This is a genomic window from Quyinboa mangrovi (assembly GCF_042219825.1).
Lineage (GTDB): Bacteria > Bacteroidota > Bacteroidia > Bacteroidales > UBA5342 > JBHJHP01.
Genome location: NZ_JBHJHQ010000005.1, coordinates 380,135 through 402,486, shown reverse-complemented (window position 1 = coordinate 402,486; position 22,352 = coordinate 380,135). Strand labels below are relative to the sequence as shown.

The 22,352-nt window shown below is 40.0% G+C and carries 12 protein-coding genes and 1 tRNA gene; 4 read left to right on the top strand and 9 right to left on the bottom strand.

Annotation, left to right across the window (positions count from 1 at the left end; translation table 11 throughout):
• Positions 1 to 11 precede the first annotated feature (11 nt).
• The 4 genes from ACE1ET_RS12875 to ACE1ET_RS12860 all read right to left on the bottom strand — a co-directional run bounded on the left by ACE1ET_RS12875 (position 12) and on the right by ACE1ET_RS12860 (position 7,738).
• Positions 12 to 1,901 (bottom strand): DUF3857 domain-containing protein, encoded by a 1,890-nt coding sequence (locus tag ACE1ET_RS12875; protein ID WP_375728819.1) that lies wholly within the window; start codon positions 1,899 to 1,901, stop codon positions 12 to 14.
• A gap of 415 nt (positions 1,902 to 2,316) precedes the next feature.
• Entirely contained in the window at positions 2,317 to 4,230 is a 1,914-nt protein-coding gene (locus ACE1ET_RS12870; RefSeq protein WP_375728818.1) for a hypothetical protein, read from the bottom strand.
• A 119-nt stretch (positions 4,231 to 4,349) separates the two neighbouring features.
• Positions 4,350 to 6,935 carry an ATP-dependent chaperone ClpB gene (clpB, locus tag ACE1ET_RS12865; protein ID WP_375728817.1) on the bottom strand — a complete coding sequence of 862 codons (2,586 nt, stop codon included), beginning with the start codon at positions 6,933 to 6,935 and terminating at the stop codon, positions 4,350 to 4,352.
• 227 nt (positions 6,936 to 7,162) lie between these two features.
• Positions 7,163 to 7,738: a hypothetical protein gene (locus tag ACE1ET_RS12860; protein WP_375728816.1), complete on the bottom strand. Its 576-nt coding sequence runs from the start codon at positions 7,736 to 7,738 to the stop codon at positions 7,163 to 7,165.
• 158 nt (positions 7,739 to 7,896) lie between these two features.
• Here ACE1ET_RS12860 and ACE1ET_RS12855 point away from each other — a divergent pair.
• Positions 7,897 to 7,971, top strand: a tRNA-Val gene (locus ACE1ET_RS12855).
• A gap of 118 nt (positions 7,972 to 8,089) precedes the next feature.
• Here ACE1ET_RS12855 and ACE1ET_RS12850 read toward each other — a convergent pair.
• The 3 genes from ACE1ET_RS12850 to ACE1ET_RS12840 form a co-directional block, all read right to left on the bottom strand.
• Positions 8,090 to 9,658, bottom strand: coding sequence for a DHA2 family efflux MFS transporter permease subunit (locus ACE1ET_RS12850; RefSeq protein ID WP_375728815.1), 1,569 nt, complete (start codon positions 9,656 to 9,658; stop codon positions 8,090 to 8,092).
• Positions 9,659 to 9,664: 6 nt separating this feature from the next.
• Positions 9,665 to 10,711 carry an HlyD family secretion protein gene (locus ACE1ET_RS12845; RefSeq protein WP_375728814.1) on the bottom strand — a complete coding sequence of 349 codons (1,047 nt, stop codon included), beginning with the start codon at positions 10,709 to 10,711 and terminating at the stop codon, positions 9,665 to 9,667.
• Between the two features lie 169 nt (positions 10,712 to 10,880).
• Positions 10,881 to 11,489, bottom strand: coding sequence for a TetR/AcrR family transcriptional regulator (locus tag ACE1ET_RS12840; protein ID WP_375728813.1), 609 nt, complete (start codon positions 11,487 to 11,489; stop codon positions 10,881 to 10,883).
• Positions 11,490 to 11,816: 327 nt separating this feature from the next.
• Here ACE1ET_RS12840 and ACE1ET_RS12835 point away from each other — a divergent pair, with 327 nt between their 5' ends.
• Positions 11,817 to 12,926: an MBL fold metallo-hydrolase gene (locus tag ACE1ET_RS12835; protein ID WP_375728812.1), complete on the top strand. Its 1,110-nt coding sequence runs from the start codon at positions 11,817 to 11,819 to the stop codon at positions 12,924 to 12,926.
• Positions 12,927 to 12,935: 9 nt separating this feature from the next.
• Here the strand turns inward: ACE1ET_RS12835 and ACE1ET_RS12830 are convergent, their stop codons facing one another.
• Positions 12,936 to 14,249, bottom strand: coding sequence for a multidrug effflux MFS transporter (locus tag ACE1ET_RS12830; RefSeq protein WP_375728811.1), 1,314 nt, complete (start codon positions 14,247 to 14,249; stop codon positions 12,936 to 12,938).
• Between the two features lie 147 nt (positions 14,250 to 14,396).
• Here ACE1ET_RS12830 and ACE1ET_RS12825 point away from each other — a divergent pair, with 147 nt between their 5' ends.
• The gene (locus tag ACE1ET_RS12825) at positions 14,397 to 17,180 is read left to right on the top strand and encodes a glycoside hydrolase family 2 protein (protein ID WP_375728810.1); all 2,784 of its coding nucleotides are present in this window, start codon (positions 14,397 to 14,399) and stop codon (positions 17,178 to 17,180) included.
• A gap of 49 nt (positions 17,181 to 17,229) precedes the next feature.
• On the opposite strand, the gene ACE1ET_RS12820 is transcribed toward ACE1ET_RS12825, so the two are convergent.
• Positions 17,230 to 18,165: a hypothetical protein gene (locus tag ACE1ET_RS12820; protein ID WP_375728809.1), complete on the bottom strand. Its 936-nt coding sequence runs from the start codon at positions 18,163 to 18,165 to the stop codon at positions 17,230 to 17,232.
• Positions 18,166 to 18,407: 242 nt separating this feature from the next.
• Between ACE1ET_RS12820 and ACE1ET_RS12815 the strand changes: the two genes are divergently transcribed.
• Positions 18,408 to 22,298: a BNR-4 repeat-containing protein gene (locus ACE1ET_RS12815; protein WP_375728808.1), complete on the top strand. Its 3,891-nt coding sequence runs from the start codon at positions 18,408 to 18,410 to the stop codon at positions 22,296 to 22,298.
• The last annotated feature ends 54 nt before the right edge of the window (positions 22,299 to 22,352 follow it).

The window sequence follows — 22,352 nt, the reverse complement described above, 5'->3', positions numbered from 1 at the left end:
GTCCCCGGATTTTATAGATCAGCAGATTCACTTCCTTCTTCCAACTTAATAATCAGATTTTCAGAATGTTTTTCGAGCAGTAATGTGAAAAAATTCTTTATATAGGTATAATTTTCCTGACTTATTACAGGATTATTGACGTTGAACTTATACAAAGCCTGAATCATACTACCATTTTGTATAACATTGTAAATTGCTGTGACGCTCTTGTCAGGCATAACCAGTTTTAAAGGTTTTGGTAATTCCTCAACAACCGCATTTGGTGGAAGCTGCATAGTCACAATTAGCTTTTTTTCAAAGGGATAGGTAAAATCAATCGGGTATAAACGTTTTTCAAGCTTAAATGGATTTTCACTTATCTTCTCTTCAAACAGGGGATTTAATAATACCATTGATCCAACCATACTACCTCGCGTATCAATTTCAATGTTGTATTGTTCCTGAGTAGCGTCTTCCGAATCTCCGAAACCTTTTAAATCATAATCTTTTACAGAAAAAGTTGAATTTCTTTTCTCAAAATCGATTACATAATCCTCTTCTCCATTAAACGAATAAAACCTGTTTCGTTTATCACGAGCTGAATATCCGGATGACACTAAAGTTATTTTACCATCAATTTTTCCTGTAGAATCCATTTTAAGGTTGTATATCGAACTTTTTTTGTCAACCGCTCCTGCATTCAGACTGATCCACTCATTACTTATGTCAGTTATTAACCTTCCACGGGTGTTCAAACAGTACTTCGGAATCAGGAAGGGATGAAGGTATTGATCTGTTGCATCAAGTAAAAGGTCTCCGTGTTCATCTGTAACTCTTGCCACTACGTAGTTGAGTTTGTCAAGGCTTGGATTGAATAATGACAACATGCCATTGTCTCTTGTGCTCAATACAACAGGATTGGCTTCAATTCCCAGTTCATTAAGCAGGTTAATAAGCATAATATTAATTTCTGCTGAATTTGCAAGCTTTTTATCGTATCGGTCTTTAAGCGAAAATGATGTACAACCTAAACGTTTTGTTTCATCCCATTTTACTTCTTTTATACTGCTTACCGCCATCATTATTTTTTGTTCCCTCGTAAGCTCCTGACTATTGATTTCTTTAGCAATATCTTTTATGAATCCGTTACCTCTCATTTTACCACCGAAGTAGGAGGATTTGTTCAACAGATTTGCAATTGCATCCCACGATGTTGCATAAATTTTTCTATAACCGATTTCAGGAATGATGATTGAGGTAATTTCGAAATAGAACTTTGAAACATAGTTTGAAGGATCGTTCATATATTTTTCGGCTCTGAAAGCAGGTACATCAAACATGGCCCAGCGATTTGGTTGATATACATCCAGTTTCTCAAACCCGGTATATGACTTTGTATAGTTAACATAAGGATTATCATATATTACCAGTTCACTGTGAGCAACCGGTATTTTGTATTGAAACTTCCATGTATCAGGTAGTCCGAACACTCCATATTCTATATCTATGACCGAGCCCACTTTTACATTGGGCATTGAAACTCTCAACTGATAATAATCATCGTAAATGTGTTCTTTGTACACATCGTCGGATTTGTTGAGTTTGGTTTCCTCAATTTTGCCATCAACAATATTGAAAGTTTTACCCCTGATCATTCCTTTTTCGCTGGTTGGAAATGTCCAGTTTGCCCAATCGAGACCATCCTTTTTTAATATTTTTACTCTTAGTATCCTGTTAAACTGATATTCATCCGGATCAAATTCTCCATAGTCACAAAGGATCACGGCGGAAGCTGTTGTATCTTTTTCATAGACAGTCATTTTAAGGATATCCATTTCAACTTTGCCAAACTTAATAGGTGCTTTGGCGGAAAGAAAGAGGGTGAACACCATAAAAATTGAAACCCCAATTAGTTTTTTCATTTTAATCATATTTTGTTGTGGTTAATGTATTGGATGCTTAGTGTTCTGATCAGTTGTAATAATCTGATATTATGAAGATAAATAACAGGTGTGAAACTAATTTTCATATATTCTTTAAAACAGGTTATTCAAAGGTAGAAATTTAAGGCATAAAAAAAAGCCGCAAAACGTGGCTTTTATGAATTTGTATCTGTTCTAAATAAGAAGTGTGTCGATATTTTCAAAGTCACACCATGCGTTTTTCTGATCACATGTTCTCTTGTTAGGATATTTTTTGATTAAGAGCTAAAGAAGCAGTGTTGTTTAGATATATTACTGGATGCTGGTTGCTATAATGAGCTATTTAAAAGGTTTTCAGTCCAGCATTGTCAAATGATGATAAATCATCCTTTTCCTTATATAGCAAATAGTAGTATTAGGAATTTATAGTCAGAACATTTTGTTTATTCACTTTTGCCTTCTTTTCATCCTGAAAATTTATAATCAGTTTTTCAGCATGTTTTTCGACCAGAATCCTATAGAAATTCTTGATATTTTCATACTTATCCTGGTTGATAAATGGCTCTTTTACACTTAGTTGGTATAATACCTGTACCGTGTTTCCTTTTTGGTCAACACTGTAAAATGCGGTAATACTTTTATCAGGCATTTCAAGTCTCAGTGCTTTCGGTAGTTCTTGAATAACCGCATTATCAGGTAGTTGTATATTTACAAGCAGATTTTTTTCAAAGGGATATATAAAATCAATCGGGTATAAACGTTTTTCAAGTTTAAATGGGTTTTCATCGATCTTTTCTTCAAACAAAGGATTAATTAGCAATACTGATCCAATCCTGTTGCCTTTGTTTTCAATTTCAATAGAATATTTCTCAGTAGTTGCCGATTCTGAATCCTCAAATCCCAGTAAATCATAGTCTTTTACCGTAAATGAAGTGTTTCTGTTATCAACGTCAATTACATAATCTTCAGCTGAATTATATGAATGGTATCTGGCTTTTTTGTTACGTGCTGAATAGCCTGCAGCCTGGAGCTTTACTACTCCATCCATTTTTCCTGTTGAATCCATTTTCAGGTCGTAGATGTAACTACTCTTATCAATAGCTGATGCACCTACATAGATCCAGGAATTTGTATGCATTTCCAACAGCCTGCCCTTACCGTTAATGCAATACTCAGGAACCAGATATGGATGAAGGTATGGATCCGTTGCGTCCAGCAGTAGATCACCATATTCATCTTTTACATGCGCTACAACATAGTTAAGTTTATCGAGGCTGGGATTAAATATGGGCAGCATTCCATTGTCTCTTGTACTTAGCACCACCGGCGATGCATTTATTCCAAGCTCATTTAAAAGGTCAATCAACATTATGTTAATTTCAGCTGAATTTGCCAGCTTTTTCTCATATTGGTCTTTCAGAGTATATGCGCTACAGTATAGGGTTTTATTATTATCCCATTTGACATGTTTAATGGATTTGACTGCTGCTTTTATCTTTTCAGCCTGAGTTAATTCCTCCTGATTTATTTCATCTGCCAGATCTTTGATGAAGTTTTCACTTTGTAATTTCACTCCAAACCGTTCTGAGTGTTTGAGGTGATCTGCAATATCATTCCATGAATTAGCATAGATTTTTCGGTAATTTAATTCGGGAATTATAACAGATGTTATTTCAAACTGAAATTTTGACAAGTAATTTGAAGGATCGTTCATGAATTTTTCAGACCTAAAGGCTGGCACATCAAACATGGCCCAACGGTTAGACTCAAGTACATCCAGTGTTTCGAAACCTGTGTAAGATTTGGAAAAATCAATGTATGATGACTCATAAAATTGTAGTTCACTGTGAACTACCGGAATTGTATTTTGAAAGTACCAATATTGAGGGATACCGTTCATGTGATATTCAATGTCAATAACTGATCCGACCTTTACATTAGGCATAGAAACCCTTAGTCGAAATTCATCATCGATTATATGTTCTTTAAATACATCTTCCGTGCGGCTTAGTTTGGTTTCCTCTATTTCACCGTTAACAAGATTAAATGTTTTTCCCTTAATATCGCCTTTGGCATTGGTAGAAAATGTCCAGTTTGCCCATTTCAGACCATCTTTTGATAAAATCTTAATTCTTAAGGTGCGTTGAAAGTTGAATCCATCGAGTTCTCCATAATCACAAAGTATCACAGCTGCTGCTGTTGAGTCTTTTTCATAATGCGTCATTTCAAGCATTTCAATGGTTACATCACCAAACTTGATAGGAGATTTTGATGATGCCGAATAAGCCCCCCAGAGCAGGAATATTAAAATTGATAATTTTTTCATCATAGTTAATTTAGATGCAGATTGCTTTATATCTGATTTAAATAAAACAGGTTATTCAAAATTATAAAATTAAGGCATAAAAAAAAGCCGCATAAAGCGGCTTTCGAAAATTTGTATCCGTTCTAAATAAACCGGATTTCACCATTTTTATAATCCACGGTTATTTCCTCGGTATCACCAAGGCTTCCTTTCAGGATCTCTTTCGATAACCTGTTAAGAATTTCATGTTGTAGCATACGTTTTATAGGCCTTGCTCCAAACTGCGGATCAAACCCTGCTTTTGCAATATGCTCAATAGCAGCGTCTGTAAATGACAGGGTCGTATTGTTGCGGGACAACAGTTTATTAATGTGTTTCACCTGCAATTTTACAATTTCCTTAATCTCGCTCAGATTAAGCGGTGTAAACATAATGAGTTCATCAATCCTGTTCAGAAATTCCGGCCTGATGGTTTGTTTCAGCAGACTGAATATCTCATTGCGTGTGGATTCAACTAATCTGTCCCTGTTCTCATCGTTTAATCCCTCCAGTCGTTCACGAATAATGTTCGATCCTATATTTGACGTCATGATAATGATGGTATTTTTAAAATTGGCTACCCGGCCTTTATTGTCAGTTAACCTTCCATCATCCAGCACCTGCAGCAGAATGTTAAATACATCCGGATGTGCTTTTTCAATCTCATCGAACAGGATCACGCTGTATGGCTTACGACGAACAGCTTCGGTCAGCTGACCTCCTTCATCATACCCCACGTATCCGGGAGGTGATCCTATCAGCCTTGTAACTGCAAATTTTTCCTGGTATTCGCTCATGTCGATCCTGGTCATGGCATTTTCATTGTCGAACAAATACTCAGCTAACGCTTTGGCCAACTCTGTTTTACCAACACCTGTAGTTCCAAGGAACAGAAATGAACCGATCGGTTTATTCGGATCCTGTAATCCCGCACGACTCCTTCTTACAGCATCAGAAACAGCTGCGATAGCCTCTTCCTGACCGATGACGCGCCTGTGTAGCTCATCTTCAAGATGAAGCAGTTTTTCGCGTTCTCCCTGCAATAAACGTGTGACAGGAATGCCGCTCCAGCGGGACACCACTTCTGCAATATCTTCCGCATCAATCTCCTCTTTAATCATCGGATCATCGCCCTGTAGCGTAACCAGTTCCTGCCGGGCTTTTTCAATACTGGCCTCTTCCTCTTTGATTTTGCCATACCTGATTTCAGCTACACGACCATAATCACCGCCACGTTCAGCACGTTCAGCTTCCAGTTTCAGTTCTTCAATACTGGCCTTGCTTTTCTGAATTCTGTCAATCAGGTCACGCTCGCTTTGCCATTTGGCTTTCAGTTCCGTTTCCTGTTCTTTCAGGTTTTCAATTTCCTGCGTCAGGTTGGTCAGTTTTGCCTTGTCGTTTTCACGTTTAATAGCTTCACGTTCAATTTCAAGTTGTTTGATTTTACGGCCAAGTTCGTCCAGCGATTCCGGCAGAGAATCCACTTCCAGACGCAGTTTTGCAGCTGCTTCATCCATAAGGTCAATGGCTTTATCCGGCAGGAATCGTTCGGTAATGTACCTCTGACTAAGCTCGACAGCAGCAATAATGGCCTCATCCAGAATCCTGACTTTATGATGGTTTTCGTACCGTTCTTTTAAGCCTCTTAATATAGAGATGGAGCTCATGGTATCCGGTTCGTTCACCATAACCGTCTGAAAACGACGTTCAAGTGCCTTATCCTTCTCAAAATACTTTTGATACTCGCTCAATGTGGTTGCTCCGATGGCGCGCAATTCTCCACGGGCCAGGGCAGGTTTCAGAATATTGGCTGCATCCATGGCACCTTCACTTTTCCCGGCTCCCACCAGGGTATGGATCTCATCAATGAATAGGATAATCTGTCCATCAGATGCAATAACCTCGTTGACAACGGCTTTCAGACGCTCTTCAAATTCACCTTTGTATTTGGCACCTGCTATCAGTGCACCCATATCCAGCGAATAGATCTCTCGTGTTTTCAGATTTTCCGGCACATCACCTCTGATGATACGATGGGCCAGACCTTCTGCAATTGCAGTCTTACCGGTTCCGGGTTCTCCAATTAATACCGGATTGTTTTTGGTTCGTCTGGAAAGAATTTGAAGAATACGCCTGATCTCTTCGTCCCGTCCAATAACCGGATCCAGTTTGCCGGATCTCGCTTTTTCATTCAGGTTGATTGCAAACCGATTCAGTGAATCGAAGGTGTTCTCAGCATTCTGATCTTCTACTTTTGATCCTTTTCTCAATTCCAGAATAGCTTTCTTCAATTCTACTTCGGAAACACCTGCGTCTTTCAATAATCTGGCTGCCCCGTCTTTAGAGTGCAAGATACCAAGTAACAAGTGTTCCACCGATACATATTTATCGCCCATTTTTCCGGCATGATCCGAAGCTTTTTGGATCACTTCAGATGATTCGCGGGATAAATAGGGTTCTCCGCCCGAAACTTTCGGGTAGGATTCTAAATGGCTTTGAAGAGCCGATTTTATGGCAGTTTTATTCACTCCCAGCTTGTTGAACAAAAAATCAGTCATGTTTTCTGCATGTTGCAGTATGCCCTGCAAAATATGTCCTGGTTCAATGGCCTGCTGATGATATGACTGAGCAATCTGTACAGCCTGCTGAACCGACTCCTGTGCCTTAATGGTTAAATTATTCAGATTCATAACTCAATTGTTTTTTTACGCCATGAATCCACCAAAAGGTTTGCCATATTTTTAAACCGTTTTATAAACTATTGATAGTCAGTGTAAATGTTAAATGAGAGATTTTGGAGGTTGTCAAATTGACATTTTATTTATCGAAAAAAGGACTTAATGTCATGATATTGAGTCTCTTAGGTGACAAAAAGTCCGGTGCGTTAACCTAGGCAATCACCTATGAATTAAAATGCTTACAACTGATGGGTTTGAAATATGATGAACCCGTAAACAATAAATCTCAGAATTCGGAAGAATGCGACATATAAAAACCGGTTCAAACGATATTCAGTTGAGCCAACAAGAATACTGATGGCTGCCCAGGGAATGGGGGTAAGCGCTGCTGCAATGATTAATGCCGAACCGTATTTCTTAAATTGCGGCCAGTACCGTTGAAAAAATTTTCGCCCCATATATTTAAAAATTACAGTCTTTCGCAAAAAACGACCGATCATAAAACCAAGAACGCCAGCACCGTATGACACTCCTGCAAAAAAGGCTACATTCAGAATATATCCAACAAGATCATTATTCCCATAAGCCCAGAGCATAAAGAACTCAGGTGGAATGATACCAAAGAAAACCTCTGAGCCTATATATATTAGATAAATCACTGCAGGGTTGCTGTAAAAAATACCCTGCCATAATTCTTCGTTGGTCCGGATGAAAAATTTATTAAACAACAAGTAGGCAGCTGCAATGATGAGTGAATAGATAAAACCCCTAAACAGGTTTTTTAACAGGAAATTTATTTTGGTATCGTTTTTCATGAAAAGCAAAAGTACAAAGACAGAAGGGATAATTGTATACTTTTTGTATAAAAGTATGGTCTAATATTAATTATCAAAAAAATGTGGCCTTATATTTTTACAGGGCGGTTTTACTATTTTGAAAATCAAAATTTCCTTCTACTTTTGTAGCTCTTTATGGGACGTTAGCTCAGTTGGTTCAGAGCGCTTGCTTGACAGGCAAGAGGTCACTGGTTCGATTCCAGTACGCCCCACAACTAAGTTAGTCCTGTATTTAATTCTATTTAAGGCAAGAGGTCACTGGTTCTCCCGATACTTCGGGACAGTACGCCCCACAGCGTTAATTAAACCAAGCCAAATAACTTTTTAAAATTATTCAATTACTTGTTCTGTTTTCAATGCAGCATTTTCTCCTTTTTTCCCTTTCGTCCTGAAAAGTAATAAGAAGGGTATACAGGCGGCAAAAAACACGCCTACAATTATAAATACATCGTTGTAAGTCAGGATCATAGCCTGTTTCATCAGACTGCCTTTTAGGGCTGCTGCTGCTTTTGTGTAAGATGTCGCCAGATCACTGCCTTTGGACATAAACAAATGTGCGTATCCCTGTAAGCGTTCATAAGACACAGGATTGTATTTGCTGATGTGTTCACTCAGAATGCTATAATGGAATACACTGCGAATGCTGATGTAGGTGGTTGCCATGGCTATCCCAAATGCGCCGCCAAGTTGTCTGACCATGGTGGTAAATGCGGTTGCCTGTGGCACATCTTTATTATGTAACGGGTAGATTGTAATGGTAAGTAAGGGGATAAACAATAAACCCAAACCAACACCCCTCAGGATTAAAGGCCAGAAAAAGTCTCTGGCTCCGGTATCCTGGTTCATTCCCGAAAGTAACCATACAAAAAGTACAAAGGACGAAAATCCTATTCCTGCAAGGACAACCGGAGAAATTTTCGTTTTTTTCATCACTGTGGCTACTACCGGCATCATAACACCTGCTGCAAGACTTCCCGGAAGCATTAACCATCCGGTATCTTTGGCCGTGTAATCGAGCATGCTCTGGCAAAAGATCGGGATCACAAATACGGAAGCATACAAGCCAATGCCCTGTACAAATCCGAAACTCGTGCCGATGGCATATTGCCTGTTTTTCAACAGGCGCAGGTTAAGAATTGGATTTTCAACCTTTAATTGTCGGAACACAAAAAGAATACCTGCTACTATTGAAATAGCGGTTAGTGCGGAGATAAATGAAGATTGAAACCAGTCTTTTTCCTGACCTTTTTCGAGTATTATCTGTAATGATCCTATGGTCAATATCAGGAGTATCAGGGCTGCCCAGTCCATTTTACCTGTTTTTAACCGGTATTCTGAATCTTTTACATACAGGATTGAAAGGATGGATGCTACAATGCCAACAGGAATGTTGATGAAGAATATCCAGTGCCAGGACAGATGATCTGTGATATAACCTCCCAGGGTTGGACCTATTGACGGGCCAATAATAACACCCATGCCGAATATTGCATTGGCCGTTCCCAGTTCTTCACGTGGAAATGTATCAATCAAAATCGCCTGTGCGGTAGTCAGCAAGCCTCCGCCACCAATTCCCTGGATAATTCTGAACAGGATCAACTGCGAAATGGAAGTAGACAAACCACAAAACACAGAGGCGACTGTAAAAAGAATGATGGATGCCGTAAAATAAACCTTGCGTCCAAGCTTCGCACTCAACCACCCCGAAAGGGTTATCATAATAATGGTTGATGTGGTATAGCCTGTGACTACCCAGCTGATATCTCCCAGTGTCGCGCCAAGGTTCCCCATCATCTGCGTCAGCGAAACATTTACGATGGATGAATCGATGAGTTGCAATAGCGCACCGGCAACAACTGTTATGATTACTAATATTTTGTTGAGCCCAATTTTTGACATTCAGGATCAGTTTAAAATTACCTTTACAAAAACATTCATGCCCGGTTTGATGTGTTTAAATAATGGATTGTTTTTGTCCAGATCAATATGAACCGGGATTCGCTGCACCACTTTTACATAATTGCCGCTTGCATTATCGGGAGGAATCAGAGAGAATTTAGAGCCTGTTGCCGAAGAGAACGATGCGACTCGCCCTTCAATAATTTCATCCGGATAGGCATCCACGCTGACATCCACTTTCATCCCTTCTTTGATATCTTTTATTTTGGTTTCCTTAAAGTTTGCGGTCACCCAGATATTATCGTTGGAAATAATGGAGCACAATGCCTGACCTGCCTGAATCAGCTGTCCTTCCACAGCATTCTTTTTTGACACAATGCCGTCAAAAGGTGCTGTAATAAATGCGTAGGAATGATTAAGTTTTGCATATTTCAGTTCAATGCGACGCTGTTCGACCACTGTTTCAGAAACAGAAATCTGCTGGTCTGCTGCACTGATCCTCGAGTCCACTTCTTTCGCAGTTTGTTGGGCTGCCTCAATACGTTTTCCCAGAGTTTCTTTTTCTGTCCGGATTTTGTCAAACTGTTGTGGTGTTACTGTCCCTTCTTCATATAATTTCTTATACCTTTCAAAATCTTTGGTGGTGTTTTCCATAAGGATCCTGAGTTCATCGATCTTAATTGTGCTGGTCTGGCCACTTTGTCTGACAGAACGTGTATTTTCCCGGGTTGTATTAAGCAGCGCTATGGCATTCTCCAGTGACACTTCGGCCTGCGCTTCTTTTAAAGCCAGCTCCCTGTCATCAAGAATGATCAGGGTATCGCCCTTATGTACATAGGCGTTGTCATCAAATCTTACCTGCGCGATGTAACCCGGTACATGCGAGGTAAGTGAAGTAATATCGGTATCTATCTGCGCATCGTCGGTTGTCTCGAATCGTAAAGAACGATAATATACCGCTGCGGCAATTACAGCCCCAATACCCAGGAGTGCAAATACAATGATTCTGCTCTTTCTGCTCTTCTTGTTTTTATCAGGCGTTTCCTTTTCCATATATTATTTCCTTTTCCTTTGTTGAATCCTATATGTATCAACAGTGATTTGATTTTTGTTTATTAATACTTTTTGGGGGTAAAAAATGTGTATTTGTGACTGGTTGCTTGTTCAGTTATCCGGACAATTCAGGATAACCACAAATGTTTGCGATTCTGTTGCCTTCATGTTATACTGAAATACCTTTTATAAATACTTCGGTAAACAACTGAGATTGTTGTTTTACCTGTTTTATGGCTTCAAATTGCAGATTATTCAATGCAACTTTTCCTGAACTATAGTAAGCATTCTTACGCAAGCCCATAAGCACATCAAGGTAGAGCTCTGCAAATTCCGGTGGATTAATGTCACCTATTTCCTTTTTTTCAATTGCAATAGACAGGATTCTGGTTACCAGATCAGTTTCCTGCTTCCGGAAATCAGTCAGAATTGAAGAAAACAATGTTTTTATGGATGAATAGGTTCCTATATTCATGCTGCTTAACGTGAGATGGCGCTGTAATAGTTCCACACGTTTCCCCGCATAGGAAAGAAGTTTTTCCTTCGAACTTGAAGCCCCGGCGGTAATCGTTTGTATTTCATTTATGAACTGCTCCTGTTCTCTTATTGCAAGCGATTTAATAATACTCTCTTTATCTGTAAAATAATAATAGAGCGATGCTTTGGAAATTCCCAGTCGTCTGGCAATGTCAGTCATTGTCGTTTTCTCAAATCCAAAAGTTGAGAACAGTTCCTGAGCTGCATTAATAATCTCAGATTGTTTGGTTTCCTGTTTCATTAAAGATCTAATATCTGACTAATTTACTTTATTGGTCAAAATTACAGTTTTTTATTTTATCGGCAATCAGGAAATGAGTTTGTTCTAAAGGTTATTGATTTAAATATCAGTATATCAGACGAATACCCATATTTTAAAAAAGGTTAATAATGGAGGTGTTATTTTAGAATACAATTTATTCAGTAATTAAGGTAGGTAAAACTGTAATGCAGATAGTTTAATTTGATTAAAGATAACAATATTTGCAAGGCTTTAATCAATGAACTGTTAAATAGAATTTCTGTTATAAAAGGGGAATTAACTATTGATAGTCGGGAAATACATCATATGAAGAGGCTTTTAATAATACTGTTTTCACTTGCATTAATTATAACACTAACGGGTATGACACTATTGAATCTTTCCAGGTTCGGACAATCACCTAAAGGAGAACGCCTGGAACGGGTAAGAAAATCTGCAAATTACAAAGATGGGGAATTTAAAAATCTGAGTGAAACGCCTACATTTACATCTGATAAAAGCAGGTTTCAGGTAATGAAGGATTTTATGTTCCGAAAGAAGATTCGCGTTACTCCTGAAGACAGTATTCCTGTAATTAAAACAGATATAAAAGCCTTAAATCCTGATGATGATGTGTTGGTTTGGTTCGGGCACTCTTCGTATTTTATCCGTTTAAAAGGGAAAACATTTTTGGTTGATCCGGTATTTAGTCCGTATGCTTCACCGTTTTCATTTATCAACAAAGCATTTAAGGGGACTTCGGTTTTTAAGGCTGAAGATCTTCCTGCTATTGATTATTTAATCATTACGCACGATCATTGGGATCATCTGGATTATCAAACCGTACTCGGTTTGAAGCCAAACGTGAAACATATCGTCTGTGGTTTAGGAGTAGGGCAGCATTTTGAGCACTGGGGATTTGATCCGGAGCTTATTTCCGAACTGGATTGGTATGATGGAATGGATATAGGTGCTGGTTGGAAATTAACAGCCACACTGGCACGGCATTTCTCCGGAAGAGGATTAAAACGCAACAAAACCTTATGGGCTTCATTTGTGCTTAAGGCTCCGGACTATAACTTATTCATAGGTGGTGACGGAGGGTACGATACACATTTTTCTGCAATAGGCGAGAAGTTTGGGCCGTTTGATCTGGCGATAATAGAACAGGGACAATATGATGAGAACTGGAATCTGATACACTTGCTTCCGGATCAGGTATTTAAGGTTGCAGAGGATTTGAGAACTAAACAGATCTTACCGGTTCATAATTCAAAATTTGCTTTGGCAAACCATCCATGGGATGAACCTTTGAATAAAATAACGGAAAATCAATCCGGCTCAGATATTCCTGTGTTAACACCACAAATTGGCGAACCGGTTTTTCTGAATGACAGTGCACAAACCTTCACCAAATGGTGGAAAGGACTTAAGTAAATACGGTTACTATTTCTCCACTACTTCCACTCCTATGGACTTCATTCGTTTTAGTCCGAAGGTCATGATGATAAGCGATACAAATGCCGTGGCAGAGATCATGCCGGCAACAGGAATACTGTTGGTGGCATTGAGCAGGCCGATGCTTGCAGAGGTTAGACCTGCAACGCCAATACGAATCATTCCAACCAGGGCAGAAGCACTTCCCAGATTTTTATGAATGGGGGCAAGCGCCAGTGCTATGCCGTTCGGTGATGTAAAACCAATACAGAGCAATACTAAGAATAGAAATGCGATATTCAGGTTCTCATCAAACCATTGATTGGCAACACCTGTAAAGTAGATTATGCCAATTATAAACTGACTAATCAGGGCAAAACGAAATATTTTCTGACTGCTGAAATATTTAAGCATCAGGATATTTAACTGACTGCCACCGATGAACCCAATCGCCAACCCTGCAAATACATAGCCAAACGTTTTAGGTGTAAAATGGTAATGTTCCATAAATATAATGGGTGAACCAGCCACGTAGATAAATAAGGAGGCAAACGAAAATGCTCCTCCAATGGCATAAATTAAAAACTGTGGATTGGTAATAATATCTCTGTAATTTATGAGGACAGTTTTAATTCTTAGGGTCGCAGTATCGTTGGGAATATAACCGGTTGGTAGTGCAAATTTTACCAGTAACATCACAGCAATCCCCATTAGTATAAGAAATGCAAATATCCAGTGCCAGTTAAAAAATTGCATGATATGGCTCCCTATATACGGCGCCATAAGAGGAGAAGACCCGATGACAAGAACCAGTAAGGAGAATATTTTTGAGCTTTCTTCCGGAGGAAAAAAATCACGAACCATGGCCAGCGCAGATACTGAAGCTACCGACGCACCCAGGGCTTGTAAAAACCTGAAAAGGATAAACGAGGAGGCACTCCATGAAAAGATGCAGGCAATACTAGCTATAATACTGATCGTTACACCAAAGTAAAGCGGCTTTTTTCTGCCAAACCGATCGAGGAGTGGACCATAAATAATCTGACCAAGCGAGAATCCAATAAAGAAAGTTGTGAGGGAAAATGTCATACGGGCTGTACTTGTTCCAAAATATTCTGCAATATTTGGTACAGCAGGTAAATAAGAGTCGATAGAAAACGGGACATAAGCGGTTAGAATGCCCAGAATAAGTATGGTTTTAAACCTGTTTTTTACTTTTTCGTTGCTTAAGCTTTCCGGTATATTTGTCATTCTAAACATAACAATAAGTGCGTTTAAAAGTTTTGATCCGGACAGATATATCCATTTTATATTTTTTGTCATGTATTAGTCGTATATTTAAAAATTTCGAATTAATTTCAGGGAATCGTACTAACTGTATTCGGGTAAGACTTAAATATTTTATGGTAAAAAGTATTTAAATGTGAATGTTATGTATTTTTACATCTTGATCTTTATAAATTCATTCAAATGAAAAAATTTTCTATTATTCTTTTTCTGGCCTTTTTCTATGCTGTAAATGTTGCTTATGCGCAGGAAACCGGGAAAATGATGTTGTCCGGCAACAGTACAGAGGATAATGTGACTTGGGATTTCTTTTGTACTTCGGGAAGAAACAGTGGAGAATGGACAAAGATCAGGGTTCCGTCCTGTTGGGAGCTGGAAGGTTTCGGAGAATATAACTATGGCTACGAACGACATAAATCTTCAGAAAAAGGATTATACAAAACCACATTCTCTATTCCGGATGCCTGGAGGAATAAACGCGTTTTTATTGTTTTTGACGGTTCAATGACCGATACAAAGGTTTCAATCAACGGCAAGCAGGCGGGCGATATTCATCAGGGAGCATTTTATCGGTTCAAAAGAGAAATAACCGATTTACTGAAGCCGGATTCAGAGAACAAACTGGAGGTTGAGGTGAGCAAGCAATCCGCGAATTCAAGCGTAAACAGTGCGGAACGTGATGCCGATTTCTGGGTGTTTGGAGGTATTTTCAGACCGGTATACCTGGAAGCTGTTCCGGAAACTTTTATTGAGTACACTGGAATTGATGCCAGACATGACGGTACGATCAACATGAATGTCTTCCTGGATAAAGAAGTATCCGGCGCAGATTTTACTGTTGATATTTTAGAAGCAGTATCCGGAAATAAGGTCGGATCATTCCATTCGGAATCAAAAGGTAAGCATAAAAAACTAACAGCTTCTTCAGTAATAAAGGATATTAAACCGTGGTCAGCAGAAACGCCAAACCTGTATGATGCTGTTATCACAGTGAGAAGGAAAGGGAAACAGCTTCATTCTGTTACAGAACGGTTTGGGTTCAGAACGATAGAAGTACGTGAAAGAGACGGGGTTTATATTAACAATAAGCGCATCATGTTTAAAGGCGTAAATCGTCATTGTTTCTGGCCTTCTACAGGACGTACAGTCAGCAGAGCACACAGTCTGGAGGATATTAAGCTGTTAAAGGAGATGAATATGAATGCGGTTCGTATGTCGCACTATCCACCGGATAAGGATTTTCTGGAAATGTGTGATTCTGCAGGGATATATGTTATTGATGAGCTTTGTTCCTGGCAACGTCCGCCTTATGATACTGAGGTGGGTACCATACTGGTTCATGAAATGCTGAAAAGAGATCTGAATGATCCTTCCGTCATATTCTGGGCAAATGGGAATGAGGGCGGATTTAATTTTGATCTTGATCCGCTTTTCAAGGAACTTGATTTGCAGAAACGTCCCGTGATACATCCGTTTGGATTGCATGATGACATTAATACGGTGCATTACATATCCTTTAATTCAGGGATTAAAAACATGTTTAACGGACGCGATATTTTTATGCCCACAGAATTGTTACATGGATTATACGATGGCGGTCATGGTGCCGGCCTCGATGATTACTGGAATCTGATGCTTTCCAACCCCTTGTCTGCGGGTTTATTTTTATGGGATTTTTCTGACGAAGGTGTTGTGCGAACCGATAAAGAAGGCATACTTGATACCGATAACGCTTCAGGTGCCGATGGTATTCTAGGGCCTTACAGAGAAAAGGAAGGCAGCTTTAACACCATTAAGGAAATCTGGTCGCCGGTTTACATTGAAAAGAAATACATAACACCCGCCTGGGATGGGACACTGAATATTGAAAACAGGTATGATTTTACCAATACAAAGCAGTGTGGTTTTTCGTATGCCCTGAAAAAGTTCAGTTCTTTGAATAGCTCTGTCAATGAAGTGGAAGGTGAAATTGAGGCTCCGGATATCGAACCCTGGAACAAGGGCAAACTGAATATTTCGTTACCTGATGACTGGAAAGATTATGATGTGCTTTATGTCACGGCAAATGCCCCCGATGGCAGTGAACTGTTCACCTGGAGTTTTGAATTAAACTCCCCTGCATTTTTTGCACACAGAATGATGAAGAAGCAACCTTCCGGGCAAAAGGATGTGCTCATTAGCGAAGATGATTCTTTATATACTTTGTCTGCATCCGGCGTATCTGTTAAAATAAGTAAGACTTCCGGTTTGCTTCAACAGGTTGACAATGCTGATGGGATGATTCCACTTTCTAATGGTCCTGTTTTCATCACGGATCAAAAGTTAAGATGCAAGAGCGTAAAGCTGAGAACTGAAGATGGAGTTTCCTCAATAGATGTTGTTTACAGTTATCCAAACAGATGGGATGCCTATCGTTTTTCGTGGACTATGCAGAAAAACGGAATCCTGCAGCTGGATTACAGTTACCGGCCTGCCGATAAGATTAAGATGAGCGGGATAACCTTCAGTTTCCCCGACCAGGAAATAACCGGAGCAAAGTTGTTTGCCAATGGACCGTATCGGGTTTATAACAACCGGTTAAAGGGTGGTTCGCTTAATATATGGGATAAAACTTACAACGATGCCATAACGGGAGAGGTATGGGAATATCCTGAATTTAAAGGGTACTACTCCCTGTTTTACGGTATGAAACTGGAATGCCCGACACCGTTTGAAGTATACTGTGCCTCAGAAGATGTTTTTCTGCATTTGTTTACACCGACTATTCAACAGCATTATGATCCGAAACGGAATTTCACATTTCCACCGTATCCTTCCGGTGATATCTCATTTTTGGATGCCATACCCGCTGTAGGGACTAAATTTCAGACCGCAGAAAATTTTGGTCCGCAATCTCAGCTGCACCGTTTTAAGGGATTCAGTGCGACGCCCGACATGCAAAACAGGTTATATTTCAAATTTAATTAAACAGCCAGTTCTGATATAGCCGGAAGTAATTGTAGATCACTGTCTGTATTTAATTATTGAGTTCGGGATGAACCGTTTTAATGCGCAACTGCTTAACCAGTATAAAGATCCAGACCGCAACAATGGCACTGATAATTCTTGGTATTGTGACCCAGAATAAGGGGGCTCCGATGACAACAAATATCAGGGTTTCCTGGATTAAGGAGTGGCTGATGCCAATGGAAATATGCAGTTTATTCAAATCATAGACCGACAGCTTTTCCTTATCCTGTGAGAGGATTATTCCGGATCCGTAAACCAAACCAAACAGGTTTGCTGCAAGCCAGACAACAGTTGTCTCAGATGAGATGCCAAACAAAGCCATTAGTGGTTTAAATAGTCCTGATATTGTTCTGATGATGCCGTAATGATCCAGAATGCGGTTTAGTACAGTCAATACATTAATGATGACCAGAATTTTCAGAATAAGTATTGAATTGGTACTCAACCATAACAGCAAAGTTCCTGTGAGGCTTAAAGTGGCTTCCGGGGAAAAATTGCGGTGCAGAATTTCACCGCTCTCCGGGATAATAAGATTCAGGATATAACCAAGAAAAATACTCATTACCAGCCGGATAATTGTAATAAGCAGAGCATTTGCACCTGCTTTTTTCTGGATCATGGACTCAATGGGCATATTATGCGCAATCAGCAGAATGGCGGCAAGAATGGTAATCTCCTTTAAGGTGAGTGGCATGGTTATCACAATGGCAATAGCTGAATAACAGTTTACCAGAACGCCGGTAAAATATACGATCACTGTTTCACCAGATAAACCCAGATGTTTGAAGAGTGGAGTAAAAGGAACAGCCAGTTTATCGATGATGCCGTAAAACTGCAGGACGGTTATGGCAAAAGATATTGGGATCATAAACAAAAGGATACTGCCCGATATTTTTAATCCGGTTTTAAAGCCTTCCCATATGATGTGCTTCAGATTTGCCAAATGATGCCTGTTTATTCCGTGCGGCTAAAATAGAAAATATACTGCGAATCATTTCATGAATATTGTATAAATAAGCGATGGACTTTTTAACGGTTCATTATTACAGATTCTGCAAAAACTAGCATGAAATTGTAAATTCAAGACTTCAGTTTTATTTCTCATCCGGTAGTGGTTATATTTGTATGTTGTTAAAATACATCCCTTTAATTGAGAGGAATAAGAACAGGATAAAACAGATAAAAATGAGACTTAAGTTATTTATAAGCAGTGCGCTGTTTGCTGCATATTCAGTATTGAGTTTTGCACAGACAAACCTTGTTGCGGACTGGGACGGAAACGGTGATACAGATCAGTCTACATCATATCCCGACCAGTATGGCTGGGCTGTGATTCCGGGTGAGTTTAACTATGCCAATTCGAATGGAGGTGTTCGTTATATGGATGTAAGCTCCGTTCATACTTTAGATGGTTCAAATTACATCGGGCGTCTGATGATGATTCGCTGGGATGGTGCAGGAGCCACAACTTCAGGCTCAGTGTTTAGCTATCCTGTAAACCTTGAACAGGGCAAACGCTATAATTTTTCCTGGATTTACGAATGGTGGAATAACGGAGCTTCTCCAACGCTGACCGTTGGAATCAGTAAGGATAAACAGGCGACAGTAAATGAAACAACGAAAGACTTTACCTGTAGTCCGACACGGAATGTATTACTGAACGGTGAAATGGATTTTAGCGTCTCGGAAACAGGAACATACTATATTACAATAACAGGAGGATCCGGTACGCTTTGTGCTTTGGGAGAGCTTTCTGTAAAGGAAATTCCACCCGCGTTGAACTGCAGTGTGTCATCTTTAAGTTTTAACAACTTTGTCAGCGAAGCCGAAATCAGCGTATACCCAAACGGATCAGCCGATATAATTACTATTGATGCTCCGGCTTACGTGACCGTAAATCCGGCAGAACTTCCTGCTGAAGGTGGTACACTTACAGTGAGTTCAGGTAACAGTTCTGATTTTTCCGGAGATATCCTTATTGCTCAGGGTGATGAACAGATCACTGTACCTGTTACCGGAACCTATTCAGCCAGTGATGATCCGGTTGAGGTAAACGTGGTTGCTGAAGAAGGTGCCTGGTGCTGGTTTGCAGATCCCAGGGCGCTGCATTATGAAAATGAAAGCGGAACCATTAACAGCACCTACATCGGATATATAGATGTGCACGGAGCCATTAAAGCAACACAGGTTGATCATCTGAAAAATGAGAGCAATGAAGTTTTGGTACGTTCTTATTTTCAGCCTGATGATCATGATAATCCAACGTTTCTGGTACTCCCGGATGAACGAATCATGATTTTCTATACCCGCCATACGGATGAAGCCTGTTTCTACTACCGTATTTCACAAAAACCCGGAGATATAACAACGCTTGGAAGAGAAGTCCGGTTGGAAACCTCGGCCAATACAACATACCCTTCACCGTTTATTATGTCAGATGATCCGGACCATATTTACATCTGCTGGAGAGGTATTAACTGGCATCCGACAATTGGGCGTATCACTATTCCTGATGAAAATGATGATGCTTCATTCGATTGGGGACCAAAACAGATTGTGCAGTCCACAGCAGCCCGGCCATACGCTAAATATGCGTCAAACGGTAAGGATAAGATCTATGTGACCTATACCACCGGCCATCCGGATAATGAGGCCGTCAACTATGTGTATTTTAATTATATTGATATAAATGATATGACTCTGCACGATATTACCGGGACGCAGTTGTCATCCATTGAAAACGGAGTGCACAATATTGCTGCTACTACCACATATTACAATGCACATCCCAATGCTGTTGTGGATAATTCGCCTTACCGTAACTGGGTCTGGGAAGTATCGATGGACGACAATGATAATCCTGTCATTGCCATGGTTCGTATCAGTAACGATAAGTCTTCTCACGATTATTATTATGCCAGATGGACGGGCAGTGCATGGCAACGCACATTCCTGGAGAACGGAGGTGGTCATTTTCATCAGTCAGCCGGGCTGGAAGAGTGTTACAGTGGCGGCATGGCACTGGACGATGCAAATCCTGATATTGTTTATTGTTCTGTACCGGTTGACGGGAATAACGGTAAGGTGTATGAGCTTAAAAAATACACTGTAGGGCAGGATGGAACCTTGTCTGCAGTAGCGCAGGTGACAGGTGCTTCAGCGAAAAATAATGTCCGGCCATATGTTATTCCCGGTTCAGGAGATAAACTGGTATGGATGAACGGTGATTATTATGACTGGATTGTAAGTTCGGCAAGACCTGAAGGATTTGCTACCGGCATTCGCGCCAGTTTCGATATTCCACACCAAGCGGTTGAACTGGAGAAAGATCTTATCAATCATGAGACGTTTGATACATCTGATGGGTTCACGGGTGATGCTTCTGTTCGAAATGGTTTGTTGTTCGTTAATGAAGGTCAGGATGCAACGTTTGCCATGAATCAACAGGACTCATTCTCGATTGTATTGTCTCCATATGTGGACCACAGTAGCTATTACGGTGATCTGCTGACAACGGACAATCTGACCTGCGGTTTAGCCGTTAACGGGAATACATACCCATACATTAAAATAGGAGATGATACCTATACCAGCAGCAATGTGCTCGGAAGCTCGGATGTCTGGCAGACCCAGAGCAGAGGTACAGGCGGAAACTGGCCCACACCGACGAAATTTGATTTTTTCAGTCTGGCTGTTACCTACGGAGACGGAGTGCTGAAAACCTACATCAATGGTCTTCTTGATCAGTACATTGAAGTAGATGGTTTAACACTTTCTGACATAACCATTGGTGGGTTTACCGGAGCCGTTGATGATTTACGAACATACAGCCGTGTATTGTCACAGGATGAAATCAAGAACATTTCAGCAGTAAACAAGGTAAATACAGAGAATAAGGGCAGCCTGGTGGAATTTGGAATGCTTACAATACCGGAAGATGTGTACACGGATATCGTTCTTCCTGACCTGGGAAATTCTGTTACCTGGTCCTCTTCCAATACTGGTTTGATCACGAATAACGGACTTGTAAATCTTCCTGAACAGGAAACAACTGTTGTACTTACCGCGACACCCGATGAAAGTGGACTTGAGCCGCGGACATTTAATGTCACGGTTCATCCCAGGAGCATTACCCATAATAAAATGCTGTACTATGGTTTTGAGGCTTCTGATGTCTATACTTCTGCCGGAATCAGATATGTGACGGATAAAACCGGAAACGGGAATGATGCGGCCATATACGGCAGTGCCGGTGTAAATGGAGTTTTGGATTTATCTGCCAATACCAATACAGGGTTTTCTACAAATGGTTATGCTGTTGCACCGGCTGGTTTACTGGATAATTTAAGAAGTTACACCTTTGTGATGAAAGTTAATCCTGTCAGGCTTGAAAACCAACCCAGAATTTATGATTTCGGAACCGCGGCATCAAACAGTGTGTTTGCTCGTCTGAATACCTTTGTGGCAGGTCTGAAATACAATGGCGGAACTACAGTCATGATAAATTCTTCAGTAGCACTTTCTTCAGGAATTGATTCAGGACTGGCGTTTACTTATGATGCCAAATCGGGTACAACTAAAATTTACGTTAATGGTGAAGAGAAAGGCAGTTCGACAAGTATTCAATACGAACCGTATCAGCTGGTATTGTCAGGTTCGGATAACAGGAATTACATCGGTAGAACACAATGGTGGGATTCAGGTGTAGCCAATGATAATGCAGATTACTGTGGAACCGTAGATGATTTTTACCTGTTTGATATTGCCTTAACCTCATCAGAAATCAAATCACTGGAACAGGCTACCTCACTTTATACGCCAAAAAATAATCTTATTTCTGTCTATCCCAATCCGGTTCTTAAAGGGCAGAATATGGTTATACATTCTTCGTCTGTAGCTAAAGAAAAAAATGGAATTGCAGTAAAGATGCTAAACATGGAAGGACAGATCCTCCTGTCTATGCATGCCGATAATTTTCCCCTGGAATTAAAAAATGAATTTGACGGTGGTGTTTATTTCGTAAGGGTAACTACGGATTCCGGCAATGTAATGCAGGGTAAATTTATTGTGCGGTAATGCTTTCCCGAATGGATACAAAAAACATTGTTACGTTTCCTCATTTATCATAAA

Excerpts from the sequence above, each read along its gene's own strand:
- ACE1ET_RS12875 (WP_375728819.1), bottom strand. The coding sequence starts at position 1,901 with ATGAAAAAACTAATTGGGGTTTCAATTTTTATGGTGTTCACCCTCTTT.
- ACE1ET_RS12870 (WP_375728818.1), bottom strand. The coding sequence starts at position 4,230 with ATGATGAAAAAATTATCAATTTTAATATTCCTGCTCTGGGGGGCTTAT.
- clpB (WP_375728817.1), bottom strand. The coding sequence starts at position 6,935 with ATGAATCTGAATAATTTAACCATTAAGGCACAGGAGTCGGTTCAGCAG.
- ACE1ET_RS12860 (WP_375728816.1), bottom strand. The coding sequence starts at position 7,738 with ATGAAAAACGATACCAAAATAAATTTCCTGTTAAAAAACCTGTTTAGG.
- ACE1ET_RS12850 (WP_375728815.1), bottom strand. The coding sequence starts at position 9,658 with ATGTCAAAAATTGGGCTCAACAAAATATTAGTAATCATAACAGTTGTT.
- ACE1ET_RS12845 (WP_375728814.1), bottom strand. The coding sequence starts at position 10,711 with ATGGAAAAGGAAACGCCTGATAAAAACAAGAAGAGCAGAAAGAGCAGA.
- ACE1ET_RS12840 (WP_375728813.1), bottom strand. The coding sequence starts at position 11,489 with ATGAAACAGGAAACCAAACAATCTGAGATTATTAATGCAGCTCAGGAA.
- ACE1ET_RS12835 (WP_375728812.1), top strand. The coding sequence starts at position 11,817 with ATGAAGAGGCTTTTAATAATACTGTTTTCACTTGCATTAATTATAACA.
- ACE1ET_RS12830 (WP_375728811.1), bottom strand. The coding sequence starts at position 14,249 with ATGACAAAAAATATAAAATGGATATATCTGTCCGGATCAAAACTTTTA.
- ACE1ET_RS12825 (WP_375728810.1), top strand. The coding sequence starts at position 14,397 with ATGAAAAAATTTTCTATTATTCTTTTTCTGGCCTTTTTCTATGCTGTA.
- ACE1ET_RS12815 (WP_375728808.1), top strand. The coding sequence starts at position 18,408 with ATGAGACTTAAGTTATTTATAAGCAGTGCGCTGTTTGCTGCATATTCA.